The organism is Synechococcus sp. R55.4, from assembly GCF_047461935.1.
Classification (GTDB): Bacteria; Cyanobacteriota; Cyanobacteriia; order Thermostichales; family Thermostichaceae; genus Thermostichus.
Window position 1 is genome coordinate 26,213 of record NZ_JANSIF010000019.1, and the last position, 19,526, is coordinate 45,738.

Sequence of the window (19,526 nt, forward strand, 5' to 3'; positions counted from 1 at the left end):
CTTTCTAGGAACACTATATAACTATCTAGTGTTAAAATCAAGTTGCATGGACGGCGCAAGCAGGTTTGTTGATTGGGGAAAAGTCGGTGAGCAGAGCGGATGTGAATGAGTGTCGCACAATCCTGACGCCGCAGGTTCTCAACAGCGTGGCGGAGTACTTCAAGGTTTTGGCGGAACCCAGCCGGCTGCAGATCCTGTGTGAGCTGCGCTCTGGGCCGAAGAATGTAACCCAGATTCTGGAAGCCACCGGCATGGGCCAGGCCAATGTTTCCAAGCACCTGAAAATCTTGGCGCAGGCAGGGATCGTCAGCCGTCAGCCCAAGGGGGTGAGTGTTTATTACCAAATTGCGGATCCCATGTGCTTTGAGCTGTGCGAAGTGGTATGTCGGCAGTTGGTGAGTCGGCTACAACAGCAAGCCCGCCAACTGGAGCCGCTGGCAGCCATTCACCCAGGTCAATCGAGCTGAGGCGAAAATGGTTCTCAAACGGGTTGGGGTTGTCGGGAGCACCTGATGATTAGTCCAGCCCCAGCCGCTGACGAAAGTAAGGGATGGTCTGTTGCAGCCCAACTTGCAGCGGGATCCGAGGCTCCCAACCCAAGAGGGCGCGGGCTTTGCCAATATCCGGCTGCCGTTGTCTGGGATCGTCCGTCGGCAGAGGCCGGTAAACGATGGGAGAAGGGCTGCCGGTGAGGGCGAGCACCTGCTGGGCCAGCTCCAGGATGGTGAACTCCTCTGGGTTGCCCAAGTTAAAGGGTCCGGGGTAGGGGCTGTTCATCAGCCGGATCAAGCCTTCCACCAGGTCGGAGATGTAGCAAAAGCTGCGGGTCTGGGATCCATCCCCATAGACCGTCAGGGGATCCCCGCGCAGGGCCTGGACGATAAAGTTGCTCACCACGCGGCCATCGTCCTCCCGCATGGCGGGGCCGTAGGTGTTGAAGATGCGGGCCACCCGGATCTCCGTCTGGTATTGCCGCTGCCAGTCGAAGGTGAGGGTTTCCGCCAAGCGCTTGGATTCGTCGTAGCAGGCCCGCGGGCCGATGGGGTTGACGTGGCCCCAGTAGTCTTCCGGTTGGGGATGCACTTGGGGATCCCCGTACACTTCTGAAGTCGAGGCCAGCAGGAACCTAGCCCCTGTTTTCTGGGCCAGTTGCAGCAGGTGATAGGTGCCCCAGACGCTGGTGCGGATGGTGCGGATGGGATCCGCTTGGTAGTGGGGGGGGGAAGCGGGGCAGGCCAGGTGGTAGATCTGCTGGATCCCGGCCTCTTCCAAAGCGGGCGGCAAGGGATCCGCCACGTCGTGCCAAATGAACTGAAAGGCTGGGTTGTCTAGATGAGCTTGGACATTGAGCTGCCGGCCTGTGGAGCCATTGTCCAGGCAAATGACCCAGTGGCCTTCTTGCAGAAGGCGGGTCACCAAGTGGGATCCGATAAATCCCAGGCCACCCGTAACCAGGATCTTCATGATTTCCCCTGATTTCCCCAGCACCTACCAGCCCACTCCAATGAGGGTTATGCCCGCCTGCCGCACCGCCTCCCGATCCAGACAGTTACGGCCATCGATGAGCAAGGGCCGCCGCATCAGCTCTGCAATCCGTCGGTAATCCAGCGACAAAAACTCCGGCCACTCCGTCACCAACACCAGGGCATCGCAATCTTGGGCCAGGCGAAACACATCCGTTTCCACCACCACATGGGCCAACCCCTCCCGCATCCCTGAAGCGGACACAACGGGATCATACGCCTTCACCTTTGCCCCAAGGCGGTGGAGCTGCTCGATTAAGGTCAGGGAAGGGGCATCCCGCAGGTCGTCGGTGTGGGGTTTAAACGTGAGGCCCAAAAGACCAACGGTTTTACCCTTGAGCACCTTGAGGGCCTGCTGCAGCTTTTCCACCAAACGTTGCCGCTGTTCTCGGTTAACCTCCACCGTGGCCTGCAACAGCTTGGCCTCATAGCCGTAGTCAGCAGCGGTTTGGATAAGAGCCGCCAGATCTTTGGGGAAGCAGCTTCCGCCCCACCCTATGCCGGCGTTGAGAAAGGCGCGGCCAATGCGCCTATCTAGGCCGATCCCTTCTGCCACCTGGGTGATGTCGGCACCGGTGCGCTCGCAGATGTTGGCCATTTCGTTGATAAAGCTAATCTTGGTGGCCAGGAAGGCGTTGGCGGCATACTTGATCATTTCGGCAGAAGCCAGGTCGGTGACCAGCAAAGGCACGGGATCCCCTTGCAGGCCCTGCTGGCGGTTGAGGATGGGTTCATACAGCTGCCGCATGATTTCAACGGCGCGGGGGCTGTTGGAGCCAATCACAATGCGATCCGGGTAGAAGGTATCTTGGATGGCACTGCCCTCCCGTAGGAACTCGGGGTTGCTCACCACGTCAAACTGCGGCGTCCAAGGCGAGAGCTCCAAGGTCAGGGATCTGGCCTCTGGATCTCTCCCCACTTCTCGGCTGCTCAGCCGCTGCTTGGCGGCTTCGGCGGCCCCGTCCAAAATGAGCATGCGCACCCAGTCCCCAGAGCCAATGGGCACAGTGGATTTGTTGACAATGACCCGATAGTGCTCGTCCAGATGCTGGCCAATTTCCCGCGCCACTGCTTCCACGTAGCGCAGATCGGGATCCCCGCTGGGCAGGGCCGGGGTGCCCACGGCAATAAACACCACCTCGCTGGCCTGGATCCCAGAGCCCAGATCGGTGCTAAAGTGCAGCCGACCCGCCGCAGTTCCCTCCCGCACCAGCTCTTCCAGGCCGGGCTCGTAGATGGGCAGGCGACCCCGCTGCAGCCCTTCAATCTTGGCGGGGTTGTTGTCCACACAGATAACGCTATTTCCTAGGTGAGCCAGGCAGGCTCCTGTTACCAGGCCCACATAGCCAGCGCCTACCACAGCAACGTGCATACTCAGAGTTCGCTCCCCAATCGGCGGCCACTTGACTAAGCCTTAGCAGCTTGCTTTTAGGGTACCCTCCCTTACCCCTATTGAGGTCGGTGACAGAATAAAGCAGGATATCTGTGGATCCCCGCCCGAGCTGCAGTGAGCTTTCTGGATTCTGCTGCCATAGCCAGCCGCCGTCAGCGCCAAGTGCAGAGGGTGCTGTACGTCACGCTAGGGCTAAATGTCCTGGTGTTTCTGATCAAGTTAATCCTGGGGCTGACGACGGGATCCCTAAGCCTAATTGCCGATGCCCTGCACAGCTCCACCGACAGCGCCAGCAACATTTTGGGCTTGGTGGCCATGCGCTTTTCTTCGCCAGAGCCCGATGACGACCATCCCTACGGCCATCGCAAGTTTGAAGCCATTGGAGCGCTGGGGATCGCCGCCTTTTTGGGGATGGCCAGCCTGGAGATCCTGCGCACAGCCGTGGAGCGGTTTTGGGAGCCCCAGCCCCACCTGCAGATCGATGAGCTGACCTTGGGGGTGATGGTGGGGGTGTTGGGCATTAACGTCTTTGTTACCCTCTACGAGCACCGCTGGGGCAAAGCGCTATCCAGCTCGCTGCTGTTGGCCGATGCTCGCCATACCCTCAGCGACGTTGGGGTGACGCTGACGGTGTTGCTGGGGTTGGCCGGCATGCATTATTGGGGGATCCCTTGGCTGGATCAAGCCCTGGCTTTGCCGGTGGCGCTGCTGGTGCTCCGAAGCGGCTGGGAAGTGCTCCAGGAGAATCTTCCCTACCTCACAGATCGGGTGGCGATCCCTGCCGAGGCCCTGCGGGATCTGATCCTGAGCGTGCCAGGCGTGCTTGACTGTCATGACATCACTTCCCGCGGCATCCCCGGGGAAATGGTCTTTATCGAGATGCACCTGGTGGTGGAGCCACAGGACATTGAGTCCGCCCACCACCTTACCGAGGAAGTTGAACGCCTCTTGCAGGAGCGCTACGGGCCAGCGCGGATCCTCATCCACCTGGAGCCTCGCTCCCATATCGAGCAACCCTAGCAGGAGCTCGCCACCTGCCAACAGATAGCCTAGCCAAACCTCAGGGATCCTGATGTTTCCAAAAGAACACCAAAACGGTATCAACGCCTCTGCGAGCGTCCCTCAAAATCTCGGAAAAGCCCATTCTTTCGTCGGATCCCTCGACGCCTTGTGCCACAAGGCTTTCCGGCCCCAAAACCCCCTCGCCGAAACTCTTTTTGCCCCCTTTTTTCCGGATCCCTCGCAAACGGGTCTTGCATCCCTTGCCCTGCTTGGCTTTAATAGGGGTGGAGTTCCCCCTTCGGGGGGATCCCTAGAAATTGGAAACGTTCAAAAATAAAAAGGCTGCCTGATTGGCAGCCTTTGTAGTTCCCCCTTCGGGGGGATCCCTAGAAATTGGAAACAGTATAAATGTAAAGGCATTAACCAGAGTAATACCTGGGTGTTCCCCCTTCGGGGGGATCCCTAGAAATTGGAAACTTTTCAAGAACTCCTCTTTGGTAAACATACCAAACCTCCGTTCCCCCTTCGGGGGGATCCCTAGAAATTGGAAACCTACGCAAAGGTAGCCTCCCTACCCAGCGATACTGCTGGGTTGTTCCCCCTTCGGGGGGATCCCTAGAAATTGGAAACTTCATGTAAACGTCGTTACCCTCCGTCATTCCTACAACAAGTTCCCCCTTCGGGGGGATCCCTAGAAATTGGAAACGTGCCTTCATCAGGCACTCCTTATATATTATGGACTAGAGATGTTCCCCCTTCGGGGGGATCCCTAGAAATTGGAAACAGCTGGTTGCCTGAGCGCAGCCATCCCTATAAATATGATTGTTCCCCCTTCGGGGGGATCCCTAGAAATTGGAAACTCTAATTGTTCCAGTCGCTCGATAACTTGCAGGTACTGTTCCCCCTTCGGGGGGATCCCTAGAAATTGGAAACAAGAACACCCAGGTGAAATACCTGGGTGCTGTTGGGAGGTTGTTCCCCCTTCGGGGGGATCCCTAGAAATTGGAAACGCCAAGGCGCATGCAGATTACGTCCCAGGGGGTCCGAATCTTCTAGTTCCCCCTTCGGGGGGATCCCTAGAAATTGGAAACTTGTATTCCTGTTTGGTGGCTAAAGAAATAGCGAATTGTTCCCCCTTCGGGGGGATCCCTAGAAATTGGAAACACTAGACTGGCTCACAAGTTGGCTCCGACTACAATCCAGGTTCCCCCTTCGGGGGGATCCCTAGAAATTGGAAACTTCGATAATGTTGCTTTTCGCTTTTGTGTCCAGTGAATCGTGTTCCCCCTTCGGGGGGATCCCTAGAAATTGGAAACAGACTTCACAATTCCTGGTCCTGGTGGGTTAACCCAGGACGTTCCCCCTTCGGGGGGATCCCTAGAAATTGGAAACATTTCTTCGTCTCGCTCCAAACGGAGCTGAACATCTACCGGGCGTTCCCCCTTCGGGGGGATCCCTAGAAATTGGAAACCTTTCCAATAAGTCCTAACGGCTTCAAAATTCTCTCTGTGATTGTTCCCCCTTCGGGGGGATCCTTAGAAGCTGGAAAAGAGAAAATCGAAATCAAACGAAACTGGGCCTGGTTATCAGGCGGGCAGCGAAAACAACGGCTGAAACGCTCCAGAAATCGGCCTGCTGGCTGGGGAAAGTCTGGGAAAGTGAGGTCTGGATCCCCGGCAGCCACCGCTGCCCAAAAGTAGCGCAATTGTGGGGCCAAGGCTTGTGCCTGTTCCAAAGGCAAATTCAGCGGTGCGGAGGTTAAAAACTTAACCACCGCTGGTTCGCTGCGCTGGGCCATCCACTCCCGGGAGAACGCTTGCAAATCGGGCCAATCGGGCAGGGATCCCACCCGGTAGCTCTGGATATGGACTTGGATTCCGGTCTCTCGATCCGACCGGATCTCGACAAGGCGGTAGGGGTGGGGAAAGCTGACCAAAGAGCCGGTGGTAATGTCGTAAACCCCCCCTCGTCGGGCGATGTGCTGGATGTGCAGATGTCCGGTGAACACCAGTTGCACCCCATAAGCTTGCAGCAGCCGCCGCAACTGAGAGGCATTCTCCAGCATGTAGCGACGCCCCCAGGGATGGAGAGACTGGCCGCGCAGATGCTCGACCACATTATGGTGCACCATCAGCAGCACCAGCTCTTCCTCGGCTGCCGCCAATTCTTTCTCCAGCCAGGTCAGTTGTTCTGGGGTTAGACACCCCACCAATTGACCCTGAGCATCAAAATGGTTGGAATTGAGGCCGATCAAACGGATCCCTGGCCGCAGAACCCGGCTGTAATCCAAAGACTGCCCATCCTCGTAGCCAAAAGCTCGGTAGTAGCGGGGAAAATCCGCCAAACCAATAGAGCGCCCGCTGGCCTTGGGCTGGGGCACATCGTGGTTGCCGGGCACCACAAAAGCCGGAAAGGGCAGTCGAGCCAGCCGCTCTGCCAGCCATGCATGGTTTTCCGGCTCCCCATGCTGGGTCAGATCCCCCGGCAACAGCAGAAAATCCAGAGGCAACTGCACCAGATGCTGCAAAACCTGTTCCAGAGCCGGGATGCTCACCTCTACCAGGTGAAATCGGCTGGGGTGATCCCAAAGGGTGGAAGGGAGGGTGACGTGGGGATCGCTCACCACAGCAAAGCGGATCTGCACGGATTACTCCCCTTGACAACAGCAAGCAGATAGAGCCTTCGGCCCACCGGGGGGACAAGCGCTTCTGCTATTCTGGCATCCATCACGGGATCCCGATTATCTCAGGAGCACAGCATGGTGGCCCAGGTGATTACCATCGATCACCCTCTGGTGCAGCACAAGCTCAGCCTCATGCGCCGTGTTGAAACTACAACCGCCGACTTCCGAGCGCTGATGCGGGAGATCAGCCTCTTGATGGCCTACGAGGTAACCCGCGATCTGCCCCTCAAGCTACAGCCCATTCAAACCCCGATGGCCCCAATGTTGGCGCCGATGTTGGCGGCAGAGAAAAAGTTGGTGCTTGTCTCCATCCTGCGGGCCGGCCAAGGGCTCCTCGACGGCATGCTGGAGCTGATCCCATCAGCACGGGTGGGGCATATCGGCCTATATCGGGATCCCCATACCCTGATCCCCATCGAGTACTACTTCAAGGTGCCCACCGATATCGAAGATCGTGAGGTGCTGGTGGTGGATCCAATGTTGGCCACCGGCCATTCGGCAGCAGCGGCTGTAGCGCGCCTACGCCAAACCCGACCCCAGTCGATCCGCTTCATCTGCCTGGTGGCCGCCCCAGAAGGGATCCGGTATTTCCACGAACAGAACCCAGATGTGCCAATCTATACCGCTGCTGTAGACGATGGCCTAGACGAGCACGGCTACATCCTCCCCGGCCTAGGAGATGCAGGGGATCGCCTGTTCGGCACCCGCTGATGGGAGAGTGCCATGCCTACAGCACCCTATGTTGCTGCGCCACACTGAACGGGAACCGCACCGCTGTCGCAATTAGGAAGTTGGGTTGGGCGCCAACAACTGTTCCCCCCTCAACATGCGGGCAGCAGCGCTGAGCAGCTCCTCTTCCAGATAGGGCTTGGTGAAGTAGGCAGTTGCTCCCAGCTCCCGTGCTGTTTGCCGGTGCCGTTCTGCCCCCCGCGAGGTGAGCATGGCAACCGGGAGATGCTTGAAGTTGCTGTCTTCCCGCAGGCGGGTGAGCAGTTCTAGGCCGTCCATCCGCGGCATCTCGATGTCGCAGAAGATGAGGTCGCAGGGCAGGCCGCCGCGCAGCTTTTCCCAGGCATCCTGGCCATCCCGCGCCTGTTCCACCCGGTAGCCCACCTTCTGGAAAGACATTGAGAGCAGCTCCCGAACGGTGATCGAGTCGTCCACGATCAACACGGTGGTCTGGCGCACCTCTTCCGGGGTCGGCTCCTCATCCCGGTGATCCAGCCAGAAGCGGTTGAGATCCCGACGGCGACCGTGGGCTATGTCCACCAGCTCGATGATGTCGGCAATCGGCAGGACCCGCCCGTTCCCCAACACCGTTGCCCCAGAAATGCCCAGTGGCTTGGGCACAGGCCCGCGCAGTTGCTTGATCACGATTTCCTGCTCTTCCACAAAGCTGTCCACCTGCAGGGCAACATACTGACCGGCACTTTGCAGGATGACAATGGGAATAATGCCCTCATCCTGGGTGATGCTGTACACCTCAGAACGGCTGCGGCTGTGGCTGCGGCTGTAGGCCAGCAGATTCGAGAGGGGCTGGAAGGGAAGGCGCTGATCCCGCCAGAGAATCGAGGGCCGCCCCTGCTCATCCGGCTGAACTTCGTCGGCAGGAACATCCAGCATCTCCTCCACGCCATCCAGGGGGAAGGCGATCAGGGCTTTGTCGCTGACACACACCATGGCCTTGGAGATGCTCAGGGTGAGGGGGAGGCGGATGGTAAAGGTGGTTCCTTTGCCCCGCACAGAATCCACTTGGATACTGCCGCGCAGATCGGTGATGTTGCGGCGCACCACATCCAAGCCAACCCCCCGCCCGGCCAGATCGTCCACTTCGCTGGCCTCGCGAACGCTGAAGCCGGGGTGGAAGAGAACGTTGAACACTTCGTCTTCGTCGGCTTGCTCCGACAGCAGCCCCAGCCTTTGGGCCTTGGCCTTGACCTTCTCCACCGGGATCCCGGCGCCATCGTCCGAGACGATGATGATGGTTTGGTTGCCCTGATAGAAGGCCTTGACGGTGATCTTGCCCTCAGGGGGCTTGCCCGCCCGCCGCCGCTCCTCAGGGGTCTCGATCCCGTGTACCAGGGCGTTGTTCACCAGGTGGGTCATCGGGTCATAGAGCTCCTCCAGGATGGCCTTGTCGATGAGCGTGTCACGGCCTTCCACCACCAGGCTGGCCTGCTTGCCCGTTTTGATGGAGAGATCCCGAATGGCGCGGGGCAACCGATCGGCAACTTGCGAGAAGGGCACCATGCGCGCCCGGTTCAGGCCCTCTTGCAGTTGGGTGGTTACCTGCCGGAATTGGCGGGTGATCTGCTCGGCCTCATCCACGGCAAACTCGATGTCGGAGGAGGACTCGCGCACCCGCACGATGAGCTCAATGATCTCCTGGGCCAGAGCGTGGAAGGCCGTAAACTGATCCATCTCCAGCTTGTCGAACTCTTGGCCGGAGGAATGACTCCGCCTTCCTCGGCTGGATCCCTCGCCATTTCGACCGAAGCCCACCGTCACCGTGCCGCCATAGGCTGAGCCGCTGCGGCTGGAGAACAAAGCCGATTCCAACAGAGAGCGGTCATACTGATCCCGCATGCGCTGGCCCAGATCCCCTAGCTGTTGCACACGGCCCAGTAGGCCATCCAGAAACTGGCGCAGACGGGTTTGGTTTTGCTCCATGCTGTTGCGGATGACCACCAACTCTCCCACCAGGTTGTTGATGGAGTCGAGGTGACGTACTTCCACCCGCATCACGGGGTTGCTGAGGGCAGCAGCTCGCCGTGAGGTTGGCCCAGTCACCGCCGGAGCGGGAGCAGCAACAGATGGTGAAGGTGTAGGAGCAGCGGCAGGCGCTTTGGGAGCTACAAAGGGCTCCGCACCGCTGACGCGATCGAGATCCCCCAGGAGAGACTCCAGTTGGGCTTCAAAATCGCTTCCAGCCTCGCCCGGCACTGCAGCAGCAGGCTCTAGGGTGGGAGCAAATGTCTCCTCAAAAGCCGCCGCCGGTTCAGCAGCATCGAAAAGAGCTGCCAAATCGTCCAAACGGGGAGCCGGAGCAGCTTCCAGCGCTTCTTCCTCTGGGGTCTCAGCCTGGCCAACAGGAACAGCCAAGGATTCATCCTCTGCAAACAGGCTGGCCAACTGGCTTTCCAGGTCGTCCTCTGCAGGTTGGGGGGCACTGTCCTCCTCCACTGCAGCATCAAGCGGCTCTGGCTCGGACACGGGCGCTTCGGCCAGGCTGCTCGCTTGCAAAGCCTCTGTGTCGCCCAGGAAGGTGGCAAAATCCAAGGGGGTCTCTTCCTGGAGCGCTTCCCCTTCTGCCAAGAACCGGCTCAACTCATCCAGATCCACCTGGTCGTAGAGCTCCGCTCCGCTAGCGCGACCGCCATCGGCATCCATGGCCGAGAGGGATCCGCCGGCTGCCAGGCTCAGTCCTTCTGCGTCGGATTCCTGGCTAAACAGAGCATCGAGGCGGTCGAAGGAGATCTCCGGGGAAGGGGTGGCTGTCTCCTCAGCCGTGGGTTGCAGCTCCGCGAAAGACTCCTCCTGCACCGGGAACAGATTCTCCAGAAGCGCCCACTCTTGGGCTTCTGCTGTGTCCCCGGCTTCTGATTGGGTTAGCGGGATGGAGTCCTCTTCGAGGGTCTCACCGGCAAAGAGATCCCCAAGGCTCAGCTCAGCCCTGAAGTCTGGAATTTCCGATTCCGTCGGCTCGTTGGCCATGTCGGGTAGAGAGGCAAGCTCGTCCAACGTGGGGAAGGGTTCGCCAACAGCGAGATCCCCCAGTTGCTCAGCCTCGGCAATGTCCAAAGAAAATACGGAAGGTTCACCGACTTCGGGCATCGACCAAGCCGGATCGGCTTCTGCCGCAGGGGTGGAAAAAAAGCTCTCCAGGCTGTCTTCGGCAGTATCGAAGGCAGCAGAGTCAGCGGACTCTGAGGATCCCACCTCGTCGGATCCCGACTCTGCCAGATAATCTGCTGGGATGGAAAAATCCTCCGGCTGGATGTCTGCGGGAAATTCAGCCCAAAGATCTGCTGCGATTTCCCCATCCTCAAGGGTCTCTTGAAGGGGTGGAGACGGCTCAGCCGCCCAAAGATCGGCCTCCGGCTCACCAGCGGGAACGGCCTCAACGTCAGGAAGCTGAGACCCTTCTTGCCGGGAGGCGCTCTCTACGGGAAGTTCCTCAATCTCGAATAGCGCCTCTACCCCAGCACTTGCGGCTGCGTCTGGGACAAAGCCGGATCCCTCGCTCATGTCCGCAGCAGCGCTCCGGTCAGTCGGCTCCTGTCCAGCATCCCAGGCGAGCTCAGCAGAGACAAACCCCTCTGTCTCTTCACTCACCACTTCGGCAAACAGCTCCGCTAGATCTGCCTCGGCTCTCTCCTCGTCCAACCTTGGGCTCAGATCCTCAAAGGTCTGGGAGAGGGGCTCAGGAGAAGGAGGGATCAGCTCTGTTGGGAACTCTTCAATATCAGACAGCGCTTCTGCGTTGGCGAACAGCTCGTCAAAGGCCGAGGTGGCTTCTTCCTCCAGATCCAAGGGGGTGGCATAGAGCTCCGCTCCGCTGGTGCCCGCTTCCCCAAGGGATGAGGTCTGCTCTGCCACCAGATCCCAGCTTGTCTCTGCGCTCTCCTGCTCCGGCAACCGGTCGGCTCCGAGCTCATCTCCATCAAAAGAGGTCTCGGCGAGGGTTACCGCCTCTGGCACCGGCTCAGCTTCCCAGCTCAGATCGGGGGCAGCGCTTTCCTCCGCAGGGATCCCAGCAGCCGCAGCCCAATCCTCTGGGGCACCCCCAGGTTCTGGGAATGACGGCTCTGCCTCAGACCCCCAAGCAAGGCCAAGGTCGAAGGGCTCAGGGACTTCTGGCTCTTCAGGGGCTGCCGGAACAGGGCGGAAAGCCAGCAACTCAGCCGAGGGTCGGATGGTGTTTGCCGCTCCGCCGGCCAGAGCTTGGTGCGCTTGCTTCAGATCTCGCAGCACCGGCAGGGCCAGTTGTCGCAAATCCTGGCCGGGATCCGCCAAAATCTCGCCGATCAAGCGGGTCAAATCTGTCCAGCCCCCCAGTTCCAGAGCCGAGGATTGCCCCAAATCCTGCAAAGATTGCGCCAACGCTTGCAGGGCCGGTCGAGTGGCTGGGTCGTCGGGACGTTTGAAGAGTTCCAACATCTGGCGCAACAAGGCCGGGATCTGCTGATGCACCACCACCTCAAGGGGATCCGGCGGGGCAGGAGGGGCGGCAGGGCGAGCCAATTGTTGCAATTCTGAAGAAGGGGCAACCTGCTCAGGCTTGCCGGCCAAGATAAGCTGCTGCCCTTGCTTCAAATCCCGCAAGGCAACCAAAGCCAAAGTTCGCAGGTCGGCATCGGGGTTGCCCAGGGCTTGCTCGAAGGTTTCCGTCAACTGTTGCCAGCCCGCCAGATGATGGACTTGCCCGATCTCCTTGAGAACGGCGTTCGCCGCCACCAAACGCTCTCGGACATCTGCCTGATCCCGTTGTTTAAACAGCTCCAGCATCTGGCGCAACTGCTGCGGCACCACCTCCGCCATGTCCTGCTGCAGGGTGCGAACCGCCGGCGGCGAGACGGGAGCTGAGACAGGGCCCTCGCCGAGAAGATTTTGAATGTGCCTTTCGGTCTCTTGAAAAACCGGCTCCAATTCCGCCAGGGTGGTGTTGCTGACTTCCTGGGTGAGGCCGCGGGGGCTCTGCAGCTCCTCCAACAACATCGAAAGCCCATCAAAGGCCCGCAGCAGCAGGGTTTCCAGGTGCTGATCGACGGGCACTCCGCCTGGGCGAGAGCGAAAGATATTAAAAAAATCTTCCATGCGGTGGGCCGTCCGTTGGATACTGGTGAGACCCAGCATGGCAGCTCCCCCCTTGATGGAGTGAGCAGCTCGGAACAGCTCGTTGATCAGCTCGGGATCGCTCATGCTGTCCCGCAGGCTGAGGAGCACTTGTTCAATCGTTGCCAAGTGGTCGCGGGCTTCTTCGATGAAATAACTGAGGATCCGCTTCTGTGCTTCTTCATTCATGGCAGGAGGCCCTTCCTACAGCCCACAAGTTTTCATTCAGTAATAACAGACCGGACAGGGTGAGGCTCGCCTGGGCGAAAAGTCCGGCCAACAGTTGCAACAGGGGGATCCCACTGCCATTGAAGAGCGGGGACTTCTCCTTCATGGGGATCCTTGCCCCTAGAATGCCCTCAAAACAGCAAATTTGCTCATTCATCCCCAACCCGGAACCGACCGACAGAAGTTTGCAGCTCACGGGCAATGCTCACCAACTGTTGTAGCGAAGTTGCCACCTTCTGCGCCTCTTTAGAAGTCTCGTTGGCGGTCAACTCCACCGATTGCATCACCTGCGCCACAGAGCGAGAGGTTTCCGTCTGTTGCACAGTGGCCTGAGAGATCGCCCGCACCAGCTCGTCGATCCGGCGACTGACCTCGATGATCTCGTCCAGGCTGTTCTTGGCCTGCTCGGCCCGCCGCGTCCCCTCGATCACCAGTTGGGTGCCCTCTTCCATGGCCGTCATCACGTTGCTGGTTTCCGATTGAATCTGCAACACAATCTGCTCGATCTCCTTCGAGGCTTTGGCGGCTCGGTCGGCCAGTTGTCGCACTTCGTCGGCCACAATGGCAAAACCCCGTCCCGATTCCCCGGCTCGGGCCGCCTCGATACTGGCGTTCAGGGCAAGCAGGTTGGTGCGAGAGGCAATTTGAGAGATCAAAGCCACGATTTTGGAAATTTCCTGCGAGGATTCCGCCAATCGCTTCACTTTGCGGGTGGTTTCTGCCACGGTTTCGCGGATCTCCAGGATGCCACTCACCGTGCGATCCACAGCTTCTCCGCCTCGAGAGGCTGCTTCTGTGGCCTGGGCGGTCACGTTGGCCGCTTCGCGGGCGTTGCTGGCCACCTGTTGAATGGAGTCCGTCATCTCCTGAATGGAGTTGAGGGAGTTGGAGATCTCCTCCGCCTGGCGCAAAGCATCGGCAGAGAGGCTGCGGGCAAAGTCCTCGTTCTGCAAGGCGGCATCGTTCACGGCGGCAGCAGCCCGCTTCACCTGGCTGACAATGTCTCGCAGACTGCGAATGGTCAGGTTAAAGGAGTCGGCCACAGCCCCTAGCACGTCGGCAGTCACCTCTGCCCGCACGGTCAGGTCTCCACGGGCAGCTCCTTCCACGTCGTCCAGCAGGCGAATCACCTGGCGCTGTAGGTCTTCCTTAGCTTGCCCTTGCTCGGCAGCCCGCTGGTTCAGTTCGGTGAAGTTGGCTTCGATGGCAGCCGCCATCTGGTTAAAGCTGTCGGCCAAGCGCCCCAGCTCATCGTGGGTGTTGACTGTGGCTCGTACTGAATAATTCCCCTGAGCCAAGGCGGCAAAATGACTGGCCAGCTCTTGGGCGGTGGAGCGAACTTGTTTGGCACTGCCGGCTCCAAGGATAACCCCTGCTCCTGTGCCGATCACCCCACCTCCGATCACCCCGGCAATCAAGCGAGCTCCCCCGTTGGCCGGGATCCCAAGGCCAATCGCCAGCCCGGCAGCCAAGCTCACCGCTCCTTGGATAAGCGCTATGGCCAATTGCCGATCCGCAATCGGTCGGTTGGCGATCCCGGCAGAGGTTCTTGCCCCTTGTTCGCCTGCACTGGGAATAGGGAGGGAGGCCGTGGGCAGCAGAACTTGGGCCGCTCCGCTGCCGGTCTCCGCCATTGGGCTCATCCCCCCAATCGCCCCCTCGTTTGGGTGGAAGGCCCCCACCGGCTCGCCGCCATCCATGCCGGCAAGTTCGCGATCCAGGCTGTCTAGCTCGTCAAGCTCGAAGAGGGCAGAGCCGGGACTGGCAGTATCTTCATCGGGGGCAGGGATCGGCTCACTCATGGGGGCAGCCAATTCGGTCGGCAGGCCTTCTTCCAGGGATCCCCCTTCCTCTTCCTCAAAACCAGGCAGGGAGAAGCCCATCTCATCGGGAAAATCGGCATCGCCGGCCAACTGCGTAATGGAGTCGGAGTCGCCTTCTAGGGCTTCCAGATGCTCTCGATCGAACTCGTTGAGGAAGGCAAAGTCATCTTCGACCACCGGATCGGTTTGAGGCCCGCCCTCTTCCAAGCCTGCCCGTCGCGAGGTGGCCGGTGGTGTTACCCAAGAATGGGTCGGCATCGGGTGAGATAAACCCAGCGGATCAGCCTCCGGCATTTGCAGCCCGGTCTCCAAGGGATCCCTGAATCTCTCTTCCCCCATGAAATCGCTGCCAAGGCTGTCTGCCTCCAGTGGAAAGGGATTCTGAGCAAAGGGATCCGCCTCCTCTTCCCCCATCTCCTCGAACTGCAAGAAGGGATCGGGAGCAGAGAAAGCCTCTTCCGAAAAGGCATCCGACCCACGGGCAAACTCATCTGGAGAGCGAAACTCGTCCGCTTCTGGGGAATCGGGAAGATCCGCCAGCTCCGGTGCCATTTGCAACAGCTCTTCTAGACCCTTCCGGGCCGACTCCAGCTCATCGGGATCACTGGCTGTTTGTAAAATGGTGTTGTAGGTTTGGCGAGCTTCCAACAACTGCCCAGCTTGTTTTTGTGCCAAAGCCAGCAGCAGCTTGACAGCAGTATCTTGCGGTTCAGCAGCGGCCACTTGGTTGAACAACCGCACCGCCCGGACGTAGTCTCCCTGCCAAAAGGCGGCCATCGCATCGGTGTAGTCTCTCTGACTGTTCGCGCTCGGAACCATGGATCCTCCCTTCACTGCTTGCCTACCTCTGTTCACGCGTCAACACAGATGCAAACGGAACGCCCCCAACACCTCAAAACCCCATGGATGCAGGCTATCCCCCCTTTTCCACATTCAGTCAAGCAAGAGTGGGCCTTTCTGCCGCCGTCTCAGGGCTTACCCTCAACAGCCTCGACACGCATCGGTAGGGGATAGATTTGGTCCAACTTTCCCCATTGTGGATGGAGTTAGCTTGGATCTTTGATAGGAACTATACACTTTCCTCCCGCTGAGCTCCCAGGGGGCCGCTTGTCAACCCCAACGATTGGATCGCAGGATGGCCGACTGATCCAGCAATGGCAAGCGCGATCCCGTTCCGGGCACCACCCATTCCCCTCGCAAAAAAGGAGCCATGGACTCAGGAGCCGTGAGGGCAGGCCGCACCAATTCAGTCTTCAGCCACTCCATGCCTACAATTAAATCCACAGCCAAGCCCATGAGCAAATCCTGTTGATCCATCACGGCCACCACAGGGATCTCAGCTCGGTCGATATTCAGGGGCGGGCTGATCCCCAAAAACTGCCCCAGATCCGCAACCCAGACGATCTCGCCCCGCAAATTCAGCGTGCCCAGCAAAACCGGAGCGACATTGGGCATGGGGGTGATTTTCTCTGGGCCAATGCTCATCACCTCCACAACCGATACCGCTGGCAGCGCGAATTCCTCCCCGGTGGCAATCTTGAACTTTAGGAATAGCTCACCTTCGGGAGCCTCCATCTCCCGCAGTTCCTGGGTTTCATCCCCCATCAATAAATCCAGATCCCCCAGCATGATGCGCCCCCGCCTGTAACAGCTTTGTGGAGAGTTCGTCTCCGCCCACGCCCCCTGCCAAAATACAAAGCCCCCCAACTTTCCCAGAAGTCTCGAGGCAGAAAAGCGGTTCTCAACCTCTCAGCAATTGTTTAATCGTACCCACCAGCTCCTGGGGCTGGAAAGGTTTGGCAATGTAGGCATCCGCCCCCTGGCGGATCCCCCAGTAGCGGTCAAATTCTTCGCCCTTGGAGGAACACATGACGATCGGGGTTTTCTGGGTGAGGGGATCGGCTTTCAGAAGGCGGCACACCTCATACCCATTCATGCGCGGCATGACAATATCCAGCACGATCAGATCGGGTTTGCTCTGCTTCACGGCTTCGATGGCTTCCACGCCATCCCCCACCACCGTCACCTCCAAGCCGTTCTCCTGCAGCAGCTTGCTGATCATCTCCCGCTGGGATTGGCTGTCTTCCACCACCAAAACGCGACTCATTTCCGATTCATCTCCCGCAATTGATGTTTGATGGTCGCCAGGAGCTCTTGGGGCTTGAAGGGCTTGGTTACATAGGCATCCGCCTGATTGCGCCTGGCCCACTCGATATCAAAGGTCTGGTCTTTGGTGGAACACACGACGATGCGAATGTGCTTGGTGCTCTCATCCCCCTTCACTTCCCGGCACACCTCATAGCCGTTCATGCGCGGCATGACAATATCCAGCACCACCACATCAGGCTTTTGCTGACGAATGAGCTCCATCGCCTCTACGCCGTCTGTTGCTGTGGAGACTTCCAAACCGTTCTCGGAAAGCAAGCTGGAAATGGTCTCCAGGTAGGTACGGTTGTCATCCACCACCAGCACTTTGCTCATCGCCGTCTTGCTCCTTTTGCACTCCCGCGCAACCGTCGGGCTGCTTTGACTGAGATTTCGCCTTCTAACCTCACCCGGCTCCATGGCTCCAAGTCGGCCATGCTACCCCTATTGTTTCGGTGAGGCCACTCTTCTGTCCAGTACCCCGCCCACAGTCCTCTGTGCCAACATTTTGGCTGCCCCAACGCCTATTCGCCACCGCCCCGTTTGGGGGGAGGGCCTACGTAGGATTCAACAATGGTCAACAACTCCTTTTCCGCAAAGGGTTTGCTCAAAAACTCGTTGGCTCCGGCCATGCGGGCCTTAATCCGATCGGTGAAGCCATCCTTGCCGGTCAGCATGATCATGGGGGTTTCGCGAAACTGGCTGGACTTGCGCAACATGGCGCACAGCTCATACCCATCCAATTTGGGCATGGCCACATCACAGAGGATCATATCTGGGTTGAGGAGAAACACCTGTCCCAAGGCTTTGAGAGGATTGCCGATGGTGGTGACCTGGTAGCCCTCGTTTTGCAGGATGAACTCTACGGTTTTTTGGATGGCCATAGAATCGTCGATGCAAAGGATGTGGCTGGGCTTATCGCTGGGTTTGAGGGGACGGCTGGGCTTGGGCTCCACGATCAAGACGGGCTCGGACAGTTGAATGACCCCTTGGCGGACGTAGGGATAGATGGCCTTGGCCACTGTGAGGGTATCTCGGCCCAAGTAGCGGCTCATCTGGCGAATGCTGGTTTTGCCATCCGACCATTCGCTTAGGGCCTTGAAGACGGGGGCTGGCAAGTGTTGCTGCAGAGGAATGGGGTTGAGAATGGTGGGAGCTTGGTTGGGAGCTTGGATGTAGGGGTGCAGTTTTTTCCACTCCTGCACTTGGGCTACGATCTCGGTGAGCAGGGGGGTGACGGGGAAGGTGGTCAACTGGGGGGCCAGGGGGGATCCAGCCTCGAAAATGAAGGAGCCGTGGTGGAGGCTAAGCAGGTCGAAGAGGACTTCCCGCACCATGCCCAGCAGGATTTGCTTGCCTTGGTTGGGGTTGAGCTTGTGGTTTTCCAGCAAAGACCAGAGGCGGTTGTATTCGGGAGCGTTGACTGCAGCTTTGTGGGGAATTTGAATTTCCTCAAGGGCAGCTTCCACCTTGAACCGGCGCAAGTAGTCTTTGAGGCGGGCGATGTTCCCTTCTGCTTCAGAGGCGTAGATGATTCGTCCATTCAGGAAAAAGACAAACCAGTAGGCAGAGGGGCTGGCCTCTACGAAAAGCTCACCGGTGCGCTGGCCCAGCTCGATGAGCTGAAGGATGCTGCGGATATCGATCTCTTGTAGTTTTCCCTGCATGGGATCCCTGCCCGAAGTCCAGCAAGATACGACTATTATGACGCTAGTCTTCACGGTTGCCGCCCTGCGGCAAGGCTATTTTCGGGAATATTCGGGAACGCAGTTAAAGTCCAAAAAAGTTGTGGGTTGACTCGGGCCGAGCGTCTGCATTCCCCAGAGCATCTTCGGGATCCCGACAGGTTGCTCCCAGCCAGAGCAGAATGGATCCAGAGTATTCCCTAAAGCCTGGTTGCTGCAAAATCTATGCTGCCGATATTCACTGCCTGGGTGCTTGGCCCGCTGCTGGCGCTTTACACCATCTTGTTTGTGCTGCGCATCTTTCTGTCGTGGTATCCACAACTGGATACTTCCCGGTTGCCCTACTCGCTGGTGGTCGGCCTGACGGAGTTTCTGTTACGCCCGACCCGCCGCCTGATCCCGCCGCTGGGAGGTGTGGACATGGCCCCTGTGGTTTGGGTGGGCCTGGTTACCCTGTTGCGGGAGGTGTTGCTGGGGCAGCAGGGGCTGCTGACGATGGCTCTGCACTGAGAGCGTTTGTGTTAACAGTCTTTTATCAGAAAACTGGGTCTAAAACCCCGCCCTTAAGGCCTAGGGCCCGCTGACGCGACAGGGCGGCTCTTCTTGGTTTTGGATGTAGGCAACTAAGACTTGCAGGGGAGCACCACCCACACCTGATGCAAAGTAGCTAGGACTCCACAAGGCGGTTTTGCCGTAGGGCTTGGGAAACTTAGCCTGCCCGTACCTGCGGCTGGAGACTCCCTTGAGGGCGTTAACCATCTGGAAAAAGACCACTTAGGTGGGTAGAAAATCAAAAGATGAACATGGTCTGCTCCACCGTTAAACTCTAAAATCCCAAAATCCATCGATTGGGCAACGCTCTTAAATGCTGCCGCAATTAAGTCCAAACCTTAGTATCCTGCGTTTGTATTGGGTGACAAACACCAAGTGCGCTTGCAAGCTGGAAACGCTGTTGCGGTCTTTGCCACTCGGGTGGTGGTCTGCGATGGTTGTGGAGCAGTCCATGACCGGGATGAGGTGGCTTCTGAAAATATCGAGCAAGTCGGGATGGGGCAAAGCGCTCCGCGCCGCCAAGGCGAGCGCCCGACTCTAAAACGGAGGTGGAGACTATTCGCGCCAGCGGGACGGAGTCCTAGGTTGTGTTGATCTTTCATTTGAGCCAAAAGAGAGCACTGACGAGATAGAGAAAACTCAAGAAGTTCCTGGCCA

The 19,526-nt window shown here is 58.7% G+C and carries 12 protein-coding genes, 2 pseudogenes and 1 CRISPR repeat array; of the genes and pseudogenes, 4 read left to right on the forward strand and 10 right to left on the reverse strand.

What is annotated here, in order from left to right; translation table 11 throughout:
• The first annotated feature begins 86 nt into the window (after positions 1–86).
• Positions 87–467, forward strand: coding sequence for an ArsR/SmtB family transcription factor (locus NW842_RS06265; RefSeq protein ID WP_414373502.1), 381 nt, complete (start codon positions 87–89; stop codon positions 465–467).
• 49 nt (positions 468–516) lie between these two features.
• Here NW842_RS06265 and NW842_RS06270 read toward each other — a convergent pair whose 3' ends face one another.
• Both NW842_RS06270 and NW842_RS06275 read right to left on the reverse strand, forming a co-directional pair.
• Positions 517–1,464, reverse strand: a complete 948-nt coding sequence (locus NW842_RS06270; protein ID WP_414417689.1) for a UDP-glucuronic acid decarboxylase family protein — start codon at positions 1,462–1,464, stop codon at positions 517–519.
• A 24-nt stretch (positions 1,465–1,488) separates the two neighbouring features.
• Positions 1,489–2,895: a UDP-glucose dehydrogenase family protein gene (locus NW842_RS06275; protein WP_414417690.1), complete on the reverse strand. Its 1,407-nt coding sequence runs from the start codon at positions 2,893–2,895 to the stop codon at positions 1,489–1,491.
• 135 nt (positions 2,896–3,030) lie between these two features.
• Between NW842_RS06275 and NW842_RS06280 the strand changes: the two genes are divergently transcribed.
• The gene (locus tag NW842_RS06280) at positions 3,031–3,936 is read left to right on the forward strand and encodes a cation diffusion facilitator family transporter (protein WP_414417691.1); all 906 of its coding nucleotides are present in this window, start codon (positions 3,031–3,033) and stop codon (positions 3,934–3,936) included.
• A 271-nt stretch (positions 3,937–4,207) separates the two neighbouring features.
• Positions 4,208–5,468: a CRISPR direct-repeat array (repeat unit 36 nt; unit sequence GTTCCCCCTTCGGGGGGATCCCTAGAAATTGGAAAC).
• Between the two features lie 440 nt (positions 5,469–5,908).
• Here the strand turns inward: NW842_RS06280 and NW842_RS06285 are convergent.
• Positions 5,909–6,562, reverse strand: a pseudogene (locus tag NW842_RS06285) (metallophosphoesterase family protein); the annotation flags it as partial.
• A 114-nt stretch (positions 6,563–6,676) separates the two neighbouring features.
• Between NW842_RS06285 and upp the strand changes: the two are divergent.
• Entirely contained in the window at positions 6,677–7,312 is a 636-nt protein-coding gene (upp, locus tag NW842_RS06290; protein WP_414329961.1) for a uracil phosphoribosyltransferase, read from the forward strand.
• A 72-nt stretch (positions 7,313–7,384) separates the two neighbouring features.
• On the opposite strand, the gene NW842_RS06295 is transcribed toward upp, so the two are convergent.
• The 6 genes from NW842_RS06295 to NW842_RS06320 all read right to left on the reverse strand — a co-directional run bounded on the left by NW842_RS06295 (position 7,385) and on the right by NW842_RS06320 (position 18,299).
• Positions 7,385–12,625, reverse strand: a complete 5,241-nt coding sequence (locus tag NW842_RS06295) for a response regulator (RefSeq protein ID WP_414417692.1) — start codon at positions 12,623–12,625, stop codon at positions 7,385–7,387.
• A gap of 188 nt (positions 12,626–12,813) precedes the next feature.
• Entirely contained in the window at positions 12,814–15,306 is a 2,493-nt protein-coding gene (locus tag NW842_RS06300; RefSeq protein WP_414417693.1) for a methyl-accepting chemotaxis protein, read from the reverse strand.
• Between the two features lie 291 nt (positions 15,307–15,597).
• Entirely contained in the window at positions 15,598–16,092 is a 495-nt protein-coding gene (locus NW842_RS06305) for a CheW domain-containing protein (RefSeq protein ID WP_414355916.1), read from the reverse strand.
• A 136-nt stretch (positions 16,093–16,228) separates the two neighbouring features.
• Positions 16,229–16,594: a response regulator transcription factor gene (locus tag NW842_RS06310; protein ID WP_414375290.1), complete on the reverse strand. Its 366-nt coding sequence runs from the start codon at positions 16,592–16,594 to the stop codon at positions 16,229–16,231.
• A complete protein-coding gene (locus NW842_RS06315; RefSeq protein WP_414375291.1) occupies positions 16,591–16,968 on the reverse strand; it encodes a response regulator in 378 nt (125 codons plus the stop codon). Before NW842_RS06315 ends, NW842_RS06310 begins: the two co-directional genes overlap by 4 nt.
• Positions 16,969–17,156: 188 nt before the next feature.
• Positions 17,157–18,299, reverse strand: a complete 1,143-nt coding sequence (locus NW842_RS06320; RefSeq protein ID WP_414375292.1) for a response regulator — start codon at positions 18,297–18,299, stop codon at positions 17,157–17,159.
• Between the two features lie 243 nt (positions 18,300–18,542).
• Between NW842_RS06320 and NW842_RS06325 the strand changes: the two genes are divergently transcribed.
• A complete protein-coding gene (locus NW842_RS06325; protein WP_414355918.1) occupies positions 18,543–18,827 on the forward strand; it encodes a YggT family protein in 285 nt (94 codons plus the stop codon).
• Positions 18,828–18,887: 60 nt separating this feature from the next.
• Here the strand turns inward: NW842_RS06325 and tnpA are convergent.
• Positions 18,888–19,322 (reverse strand): annotated as a pseudogene (tnpA, locus tag NW842_RS06330) (IS200/IS605 family transposase).
• Positions 19,323–19,526: the final 204 nt, after the last annotated feature.

Coding starts and splice junctions, on each gene's coding strand:
- NW842_RS06325 (WP_414355918.1), top strand. CDS start 18,543: ATGCTGCCGATATTCACTGCCTGGGTGCTTGGCCCGCTGCTGGCGCTT.
- NW842_RS06295 (WP_414417692.1), bottom strand. CDS start 12,625: ATGAATGAAGAAGCACAGAAGCGGATCCTCAGTTATTTCATCGAAGAA.
- NW842_RS06275 (WP_414417690.1), bottom strand. CDS start 2,895: ATGCACGTTGCTGTGGTAGGCGCTGGCTATGTGGGCCTGGTAACAGGA.
- NW842_RS06270 (WP_414417689.1), bottom strand. CDS start 1,464: ATGAAGATCCTGGTTACGGGTGGCCTGGGATTTATCGGATCCCACTTG.
- upp (WP_414329961.1), top strand. CDS start 6,677: ATGGTGGCCCAGGTGATTACCATCGATCACCCTCTGGTGCAGCACAAG.
- NW842_RS06320 (WP_414375292.1), bottom strand. CDS start 18,299: ATGCAGGGAAAACTACAAGAGATCGATATCCGCAGCATCCTTCAGCTC.
- NW842_RS06310 (WP_414375290.1), bottom strand. CDS start 16,594: ATGAGTCGCGTTTTGGTGGTGGAAGACAGCCAATCCCAGCGGGAGATG.
- NW842_RS06315 (WP_414375291.1), bottom strand. CDS start 16,968: ATGAGCAAAGTGCTGGTGGTGGATGACAACCGTACCTACCTGGAGACC.
- NW842_RS06305 (WP_414355916.1), bottom strand. CDS start 16,092: ATGGGGGATGAAACCCAGGAACTGCGGGAGATGGAGGCTCCCGAAGGT.
- NW842_RS06300 (WP_414417693.1), bottom strand. CDS start 15,306: ATGGTTCCGAGCGCGAACAGTCAGAGAGACTACACCGATGCGATGGCC.